The 7,672-nt window shown below is 72.1% G+C and carries 10 protein-coding genes; 6 read left to right on the top strand and 4 right to left on the bottom strand.

The features are described from left to right. Both AB0B48_RS30700 and AB0B48_RS30695 read left to right on the top strand, forming a co-directional pair. A partial coding sequence (locus AB0B48_RS30700) for a serine/threonine-protein kinase (protein ID WP_357207642.1) occupies window positions 1-1,142 on the top strand: 1,142 nt, incomplete at its 5' end. Between the two features lie 33 nt (window positions 1,143-1,175). Further along, entirely contained in the window at window positions 1,176-1,817 is a 642-nt protein-coding gene (locus AB0B48_RS30695) for a histidine phosphatase family protein (RefSeq protein WP_355009995.1), read from the top strand. Between the two features lie 70 nt (window positions 1,818-1,887). Here AB0B48_RS30695 and AB0B48_RS30690 read toward each other — a convergent pair whose 3' ends face one another. The 4 genes from AB0B48_RS30690 to AB0B48_RS30675 are packed head-to-tail and all read right to left on the bottom strand — an operon-like array spanning window position 1,888 to window position 4,522. Continuing rightward, window positions 1,888-2,388 carry a DinB family protein gene (locus AB0B48_RS30690; protein WP_357207640.1) on the bottom strand — a complete coding sequence of 167 codons (501 nt, stop codon included), beginning with the start codon at window positions 2,386-2,388 and terminating at the stop codon, window positions 1,888-1,890. Window positions 2,389-2,432: 44 nt separating this feature from the next. Beyond that, window positions 2,433-2,873, bottom strand: a complete 441-nt coding sequence (locus AB0B48_RS30685) for a VOC family protein (protein WP_357207637.1) — start codon at window positions 2,871-2,873, stop codon at window positions 2,433-2,435. Continuing rightward, the gene (locus tag AB0B48_RS30680) at window positions 2,870-3,703 is read right to left on the bottom strand and encodes an MOSC domain-containing protein (RefSeq protein WP_357207634.1); all 834 of its coding nucleotides are present in this window, start codon (window positions 3,701-3,703) and stop codon (window positions 2,870-2,872) included. Before AB0B48_RS30680 ends, AB0B48_RS30685 begins: the two co-directional genes overlap by 4 nt. Before the next feature lie 9 nt (window positions 3,704-3,712). Further along, the gene (locus AB0B48_RS30675) at window positions 3,713-4,522 is read right to left on the bottom strand and encodes a carbon-nitrogen hydrolase family protein (protein WP_357207631.1); all 810 of its coding nucleotides are present in this window, start codon (window positions 4,520-4,522) and stop codon (window positions 3,713-3,715) included. Between AB0B48_RS30675 and AB0B48_RS30670 the strand changes: the two genes are divergently transcribed. The 4 genes from AB0B48_RS30670 (at window position 4,521) to AB0B48_RS30655 (ending at window position 7,254) form a co-directional block, all read left to right on the top strand. Continuing rightward, entirely contained in the window at window positions 4,521-5,303 is a 783-nt protein-coding gene (locus AB0B48_RS30670; RefSeq protein WP_357207628.1) for a DedA family protein, read from the top strand. The genes AB0B48_RS30675 and AB0B48_RS30670 overlap by 2 nt on opposite strands. Window positions 5,304-5,438: 135 nt before the next feature. Beyond that, the gene (locus AB0B48_RS30665) at window positions 5,439-5,858 is read left to right on the top strand and encodes a hypothetical protein (protein ID WP_357207625.1); all 420 of its coding nucleotides are present in this window, start codon (window positions 5,439-5,441) and stop codon (window positions 5,856-5,858) included. Next, a complete protein-coding gene (locus AB0B48_RS30660; protein ID WP_357207622.1) occupies window positions 5,828-6,619 on the top strand; it encodes a histidine kinase in 792 nt (263 codons plus the stop codon). The genes AB0B48_RS30665 and AB0B48_RS30660 overlap by 31 nt, the downstream gene beginning before the upstream one ends. Continuing rightward, the gene (locus AB0B48_RS30655; RefSeq protein ID WP_357207619.1) at window positions 6,610-7,254 is read left to right on the top strand and encodes a response regulator transcription factor; all 645 of its coding nucleotides are present in this window, start codon (window positions 6,610-6,612) and stop codon (window positions 7,252-7,254) included. The genes AB0B48_RS30660 and AB0B48_RS30655 overlap by 10 nt, the downstream gene beginning before the upstream one ends. Window positions 7,255-7,672: the final 418 nt, after the last annotated feature.

The following is a 7,672-nucleotide window of genomic DNA, read 5'->3' as shown; positions in this document are numbered from 1 at the left end:
GGCAGCGGACCGGGCCGCTGCCCTGGCCGGAGGCGGTCCGGGTGGCCGGCCAGATCGCCGCCGCGCTGGCCGCCGCGCACCGCATCGGCGTCGTGCACCGCGACGTCAAGCCCGGAAACGTCATGCTCACCGACACCGGCGCCAAGGTGCTCGACTTCGGCATCGCTGCGCTCGGCGGCCTCGACAGCCAGTCCGGCGAACCGCTGATGGGCACCCCCGCCTACTTCGCCCCGGAACGGCTGACCGCCGGCCCGCCCGACCCGGCGAGCGACGTGTACGCCCTCGGCGCACTGCTCTACCGCACCCTCACCGGGCGGGCGCCGCTACCCGTGCAGAGCTGGGAGGACGCGCTGGAGGTGCACCGGCGCGGCACCCCCGTGCCGCCGCTGCGAGTGCCCGGCCTTCCCGCCGACATCGCCGAGCTGACCGTGGCCTGCCTGGCCGCCAACCCGGCCGACCGGCCGAGCGCCGCGCATCTGGCCCGCCGATTCGGCGCCGGTCAGCCGGTCGAGCCGCCCACCGAACTGCTGCGCATCCGGCCGGCCGCCCACCCGCCCACGCTGATCGACAGATCGGTGGTGGCCGCCCGCCCCGTCCCGGCGACCGCCGCACCGCCCCGACGCCGGTCGCGTCGGCCCGTCGGCGTGCTCGTCGCGGCCGTGCTCGCCGTGCTGATCGGCGTCGGCGCCCTGATCGCGCAGAATCCGCTCGGCAACCCGGGCAAACCCGACCCGGCCGAGATCGCCGCCGCACCGTCGACCTCCGCCCCGGCCCCCGCGCCCACGACACACTCGCCGACGCCGGCCGCACCGTCCTCGCCACCCCCGGCCGCCAGCACCGCGCCGTCAACCGTCGGGCAGCAGGTACCGGTCAGCTTCCGCGAGGTGAGCAGCGAGTTCGCCACCGTCCTCGCCACCGCGGTGGCCCGCGGTGACATCGACCGGAAGACCGCCGAAGACCTGCGTGACGACCTGGCCGACCTCAACCGCCGCACCAGGGACCGCGCCGAGCGCGTCGCCGACCTACGGGACCGCATCGCCGAGCTGGTGCGGCGGGACCGCCTACCAGCGCAGACGGGCGAGAAACTGGACGCTCTGCTCGCCCGGACCGGCACGTTCTCCACCAGCCGTACGGACGACTGATACCTCCGTCGATACCGCTGGCATGATGTCCCGATGCGGACACGTCTGATCTTCGTGCGACACGGCGAGTCGGTCCACCAGCTCGAAGGAATCATCGGTGGGCCACGTGGCTGTCGGGGCCTCACCGCCCTCGGCCACGAGCAGGCACACGACCTGGCCAACCGGCTCACCGGCGACATCGCCGCCGACGGGCCGGTGGCGGTCTACTCGTCCGTGCTGCGCAGGGCCGTCGAGACCGCGCAACCGATCGGCGCGGCGTTCGGCGTCCGGCCCGTGGCCGACTGTGGTCTCTGTACCTGGCACACACCCCCGTACGCCGACGGCCTGCCGACCTCCCTCTTCCGTACCGACCATGCGATTGCGGGCGGCGGCGTGTTCCGACCGTTCGAGGAGGGCAACGAGAGCTGGGCCGAACTGGTGGTCCGCGTCAGCCGCGCGATCATGGAGATCGCCCACCGGCACCGGGGCTCCACAGTGGTCCTGGTCGGCCACAGCGAAACCGTCGAGGGCGCCTTCCACGCGCTCGGCGCGCAGCCGGTCTTCCGGGCGTTCGACCTGGACGTGCCCCCGGCCTCGATCACCGAATGGACCACCGACCACGACCCCGGCGGCTGGCCGCCGGCCCGCTGGACGCTGCGTCGCTTCGCCGACACCGGGGGGTGGGCCAGAGCGTGATCCAGTACCGCCGGGCCGGACCGATTCGGTGTCTCGGACGACGGCGGGCGGATGGCCGGATGGGGCGACGCTATTCGGCGGCCAGGATCTGCTCGCGCAGGATCTCCGCGTGCCCGCAGTGCTGCGCCATCTCGCGCAGCACGTGCAGGTAGACCCAGCGCAGCGGCAGCGGGCCACGCCGGTTGCCGCGAAGCAGGTCGTCAAGGCCCAGGCTGGACGTGGCGCGGCGGGAGGCTTCGCAGGCTTCCCGGTGCGCGCGCTGGACGGCGGCGATCGTGTCGCCGTCGTCCAGGATGAACGATTCGTCCGGCGTGGCCGGGATGCCGATCTCGGAGCGGGGCCGGCAGGTGACGGCCTCGTCGAACCAGACCTTCTCCACGAACGCGGCGTGCTTCACCAGACCCAGCAGCGTCGTCCGGGACGGCACCAACGACCGCCGCGCCTGCTCCTCGGTCAGCCCGTCCAGGTAACCGTTGAGCGCTCTGCGGTGCTCGTCGATGAACGCCTCGAACTGCGTCTGGGCTGACTGGCCGACGACATCATCGTCGAAGGTCGGAGGAAATGACGTCATTCCCGAAGCATTCCAAGGTCATTGCCGCCGCGCAAACAGCACATTCAGCCGAAGGAGAGAAGAGCGCCGCGCTCGTCGAAGCGGGCGGTGCCCGCCCAGGCGATTTCCCACCGGTTGCCCTCCGGGTCGGCGATGTAGCCGGAGCGCCCACCCCAGGACCGGTCGGTCGGCTGCGCCACCACCGTCGCCCCCGCCGCGACGGCGGCTTCGAACGCTGTATCGACTTCGTCGGGGCTGTCGACGTTGCAGGCCAGGGTGACCCCCGACCAGCCACCGGCCGGCACGGGCACGCCCGGTGCCGCCTCGGCGGCCAACTCCGGTAGCGGGTAGAGCGCGAACAGCACACCACCCAGCAGGAAGGCCGACCAGCCGTCGTCACTGGCCGGCAGCTCGGGCCAGCCCAACGACCGGTAGAACGACCGCAGCGCGGCGACGTCGCGTGCTCCCACTGTGACCACGGACAGTCGGGAGGGGACGGTACTCATGGGCAGACCGTAACGTGGTCGCCGTCCGCCACCCGCCCGGACCGGAGCACTGTGGCGTACGCGCCGACACACGGCTGGGGACCCATTCCGGGCAGCGGTTCGATCCGGTTGAGTCGGGCGGGAGCCCGCAGCGCCTCGGTCTCGCGGGGCAGCGGGCCGTGCGCGAGCGTGGGCACCGCGCAGCGCGGCGTCGGGGCCAGCACGGCGAGCACCAGGTCCCGGCCGACGCGCAGTTCCCGGCCGACCCAGTCGTTCTCGGCGAAGGCGTCCGTGTCCGTGTCGAGCACCAGGTTGGGCCGGTAGCGCTCCACAGTCCCCGACCCAGGCGGTAGGTGCCCGGCGATCCGATCCAGGGTCGCGGTGGTGACCAGGTGGATCGGAGCGAAGTCGAAGAAGGTCCCGGGCAGAACCGACCCGAGCCGGCTCTCGTCGGCCAGGACCTCTTCGGTGAGGCCGGCGGCGAGCACCGCCTCCGGGTGGGACCGCAGCAGGGTGGCACCGGGCGGTACGGCGTCGATGAGGGTCACCGGGCGGCCCACCGCCGCGCTCAGCGCCGTGTCGATGCCGGGGTCCTCGCTTGACAGGTGTCGACCGTCGGGCAGGGTTATCCGTACCGGATCGGTCACCCCGCCGGTCGCTCGTAGCGTGAGCAGGCCGCGCCAGCGATGGGGTTGCTTGGCGCTGGCCACCCGCCCACTTGTCTGATCCAGCAGGGCCAGCACGCGGTCACCCGCGATACCGGTCGCGCCGATGTCGGCGGCCGAGGTCCGCTCTCCGAGCAGCGACTTCACCGGGTACCGCCGCAGCTGCACGACTCGTCCGGAGATCATTACGTCACCCTAACCGCGCCCGCTGCCCCGGCGGGGGGACGTGAGGTTGACGCTGACCGACTCGCCCGGGTCGGTGCCCGCGCGGGCGTACTCTTCGCCGTCCGGCGTCCAGACGCCCGAGAGCCCGGCCGCCTCGGTGTAGCCACCGCCGGTCGACCCGGCGAAGCTCGCCACCGCCACCCAGACCCGGTGCGCGGTGGCGATCCGGTGCGCCCGCTGGTCTGTCACTGCGGCGTCACGGGCCGACTCCAGGACGCCCGCCGCGTACACGTCGATCCCGAGCGCGGCCGTCCGGTCCGCGTGCGCGGCCACGCCGGTGTCCTTGCAGATCGCCAGCCCCACCCGCCAACCGTCCACATCGAGCACGACCGGGGCGTCGCCGGGCCGGAACCGACGGGCCTCCGCGTCCCCCAGCCACATCTTCCGGTACGCCACCGTCGCACCGCCACCGGTCACCGCCAGCATCGCGATGTGGTCGCCGGTGACCGGCGCACCGACCAGGGCCAGCGCACCCGCCTCGTGGCACGCCTCGACCAGCGGCGCCAACCGCGGGTCGTCGACTGACACGACCGGCGCGTCCAACTCGTACCCGGTCAGCGACAGCTCCGGAAAGACGACCACCCGGGCGCGCGCCGCGCGGACCGCGGCGGCGTGCGCCCGTGCGTTTGCCGCGACATCCAGGGGTACGCACGGCGGCTGGACCACCGCGAGCCGCAGCGGGGTGCGGCTTTCCGCACCCCCACCGGTGTGGTCGACCCGCGCGGTCGGGCGGTCGGCCCCATGGTCGGCTCTCAGGATGACTTCGTAACGTGGGCGCATGATTCGAACGTCCCACGCCGTGTTCGCCACCGGAACCCCCGCCGCCGCAGCGGAGCCACCACAGGACGGGATCGTCGGCTACGTCACTGACCTGGTGGAACGACTCGGCGGACCGGGCGCTGGCCTGGCAGTGGCGTTGGAGAACCTCTTCCCGCCGATCCCCAGTGAGGTGATCCTGCCGCTGGCCGGGTTCGTCGCCGCGCAGGGACGGATGAGTCTGGTCGGCGCGATCTTCTGGACCACGCTGGGTTCGGTGGTGGGCGCGCTCGCGCTCTACCTGATCGGCGCGGCCCTGGGGCGCGACCGGATGCGCAACATCGTTTCCCGGCTTCCACTGGTCAAGCTCAGCGACGTGGACCGGACCGAGGCGTGGTTCCTGCGCCACGGTGTGAAGGCCGTCTTCTTCGGCCGGATGATCCCGATCTTCCGAAGCCTGATCTCCATCCCGGCGGGGGTTGAGCGGATGCCGGTGAGCACGTTCCTGCTCTACACCACGCTGGGCAGCCTGATCTGGAACACCACGTTCGTGCTCGCCGGTTACCTGCTGGGTGACAACTGGCATCTCGTCGAGGGCTACGCCGGCATGCTCCAGAAGGTGGTGATCGTCGTCTGCGCGGCGGCGGCCGCCTGGTTCGTCGGGTCCCGCGTGCTGAAGGCCCGCCGCGCTGCCCGCAACCCCGAGCCGACAGAGCCCGAGCAGGGCGCACTGAACGGGATGCCCGACCCGGGCGGTCGCGGCACCCTCTACCGAAGCGGATCGTGGGCGTCGGACGAGCGCTAGCCCGCCCTTCTGGTTTCCTTGTTCCTTGCCTTTGCTCTGCACCCCAGACTGCACCGGCGTCGCGTGCTGACGCCCTGCATCAAACGTGCGCCTGCGGCGGGCGCGTCACACGAAGCGGAGCAAGCGGGAGCAGGCTTGCTGCGGAAGGCGGGCGAGGTGGTGGGGGAGCGGCGGACCGGCAGGTGGTTGCTTCGGCTCCGGCTGCCGCTCGGTGTCGCCGTCGGAGTCGCGACGGCCGTCGTCGAGTTCGCCTTCCTCGCCGTCGCGTTCGCAGCCTGCAGTGTGTTCGCGGTCGCGCCTGCGGCGGGCCGTCGGGTTACCGGCCTGACCAGCAGGTACGGCGGGCGGCTCGTACGGATGGAACACCGCCGCCTCGCCGGGCTGCTCGCCGCGCAGGATCTGCCCGTGCCGCACACCGTGGCGACCCGGCGGCAGCTCGGCTACCTGGCCGCCCGACTGTTGCCCGGCGCGCTCGGCCTGCTGGCGTACGCCGTGCTCGGCGTCGGTGTGGTGCTGGCCGGATCGTGCTGCGCGCGGCCGTGCGCGGAGACCTGACTGTTCTCGACGCCCTGTCCCAGGTCGCCGTCGGGGCGGTGCTGCTACTGCTCAACGTTCAGGCCGTCGCCAGCATCGCCGCACTGGACATCTGGCTGGCGCGACGACTGCTCGGCGCGGGAAGTCGGGCCGAGCTGACCCGCCGGGTCCACGAGCTGACCACCAGTCGGGCCGGAGTCATCGCCGCCGTCGACGCCGAACGGCAGCGCATCGAACGCGACCTGCACGACGGCCTCCAACAGCGGCTGGTCGCCCTCGGCATGCTGCTCGGCCGGGCCCGCCGCGCCCGCGACGCCGACCGCACACACGCACTGCTCGCTCAGGCACACGAGGACGTGCAACGGGCCATCGAAGAGTTGCGCGAGGTGGCGTGGCGGGTCTACCCGTCAGCGTTGGACGACAGCGATCTGGGTGAGGTCCTGGCCATCGTCGCCCGCGGATCCGAGGTGCCGGTGCGAATCCGCTGCGAGCTGCCGGTCCGCCCCGAGCGGCAGGTCGAGACGGTGCTGTACTTCGTGGCCTGCGAGGCGCTCACCAACGCCGCGAAGCACGCCGCCGCTACCCTGGTCACCGTCGAAATCGGAGTACGGGATGGGTGGATCCGGATGCGCGTACACGACGACGGCGTCGGCGGCGCGGAACCGACCGGACGCGGGTTGTCCGGGCTGGCGCGACGGGTCGCCGCGCTGGACGGCCGACTTCTGGTGACCAGCCCAGCCGGCGGTCCCACGACCGTGCTGGCGCAGCTGCCGTGCGCCTAGTCCTCGCCGAAGACTCGACGCTGCTCCGGGAAGGCCTGACGCGGCTGCTCGCCGACGAGGAGCACGAGGTGCTCGCGGCGGTCGGGACCGCCGACCAGCTTGTCGAGGCGGTCGGACGATCCCGTCCCGACGTGGTCGTCACCGACGTCCGGATGCCACCCAACCACACCGATGACGGACTGCGGGCCGCCCTGGAGATCCGTCGCCGGTGGCCCGATACCGGCGTCCTCGTGCTCTCCCAGTACGTGGAGCGGCGTTACGCCGGGAGGCTGCTCGCGGACCGTCCCGAGGGGGTCGGCTACCTGCTCAAGGACCGGGTCGCCCAGGTGGACGACTTCCTCGACGCCCTCGACCGGGTGGCCGCCGGAGGCACCGCCCTCGACCCGGAGGTGGTCCGTCAGGTGGTGGCCGGCTCGGACCGTCCCGACCCGTTCGGTCGGCTCACGCCGCGGGAACGGGACGTGTTGCACGAGATGGCCCAGGGGCACACGAATCTCGCTATCGCCCAGCGGCTGCACGTATCGCAGAGCGCTGTCGAGAAGCATGTCAACGCCATCTTCGACAAGCTCGACCTCGCACACACAACGGGCTACAGCCGACGAATCCTCGCAATCCTGCGCTACCTGGGCTCCTGACCCGCCCAGGCCCTGGGCAGGACATTGCGGCCGGCCCGGCATGATCAACTCGGGATTCTTGATGTCGGGGTGTCCGGGCGTCCGGGATGCCCCGCCTTCCGTGAAGCCGAGTGGATCACCCCGGTGAGGGCTGGTCCGATGGCGTGGAGCCCGGTGCCGTGTGGGTTGTTTGTCTGTATCTGGGTGTGGCCGGGTGCACTCGCGGGCCGGAATCATGGCCGGGCCGGGGTCGTTACATACCCTGACGATCGCAGCACCACCGCCGGCCTCCGGCCTGGTCACCCGGGTTGGAATGCCAGCCACCACCCGGTCGTTGCAGTCCGCACGAACGACCGAACGGGCACCGCCTCAATGAGGGTGCCGATGGATGGGCCGACCCCGGAATGACCCCGGCCCCCCGGTCGTTACACACAGACCC

Source organism: Micromonospora sp. NPDC049089, assembly GCF_040648775.1.
Taxonomy (GTDB): Bacteria; Actinomycetota; Actinomycetes; order Mycobacteriales; family Micromonosporaceae; genus Micromonospora.
The sequence above is the reverse complement of the archived record's forward strand: the minus strand, read 5'-3'. Positions and strand labels throughout refer to the sequence as shown.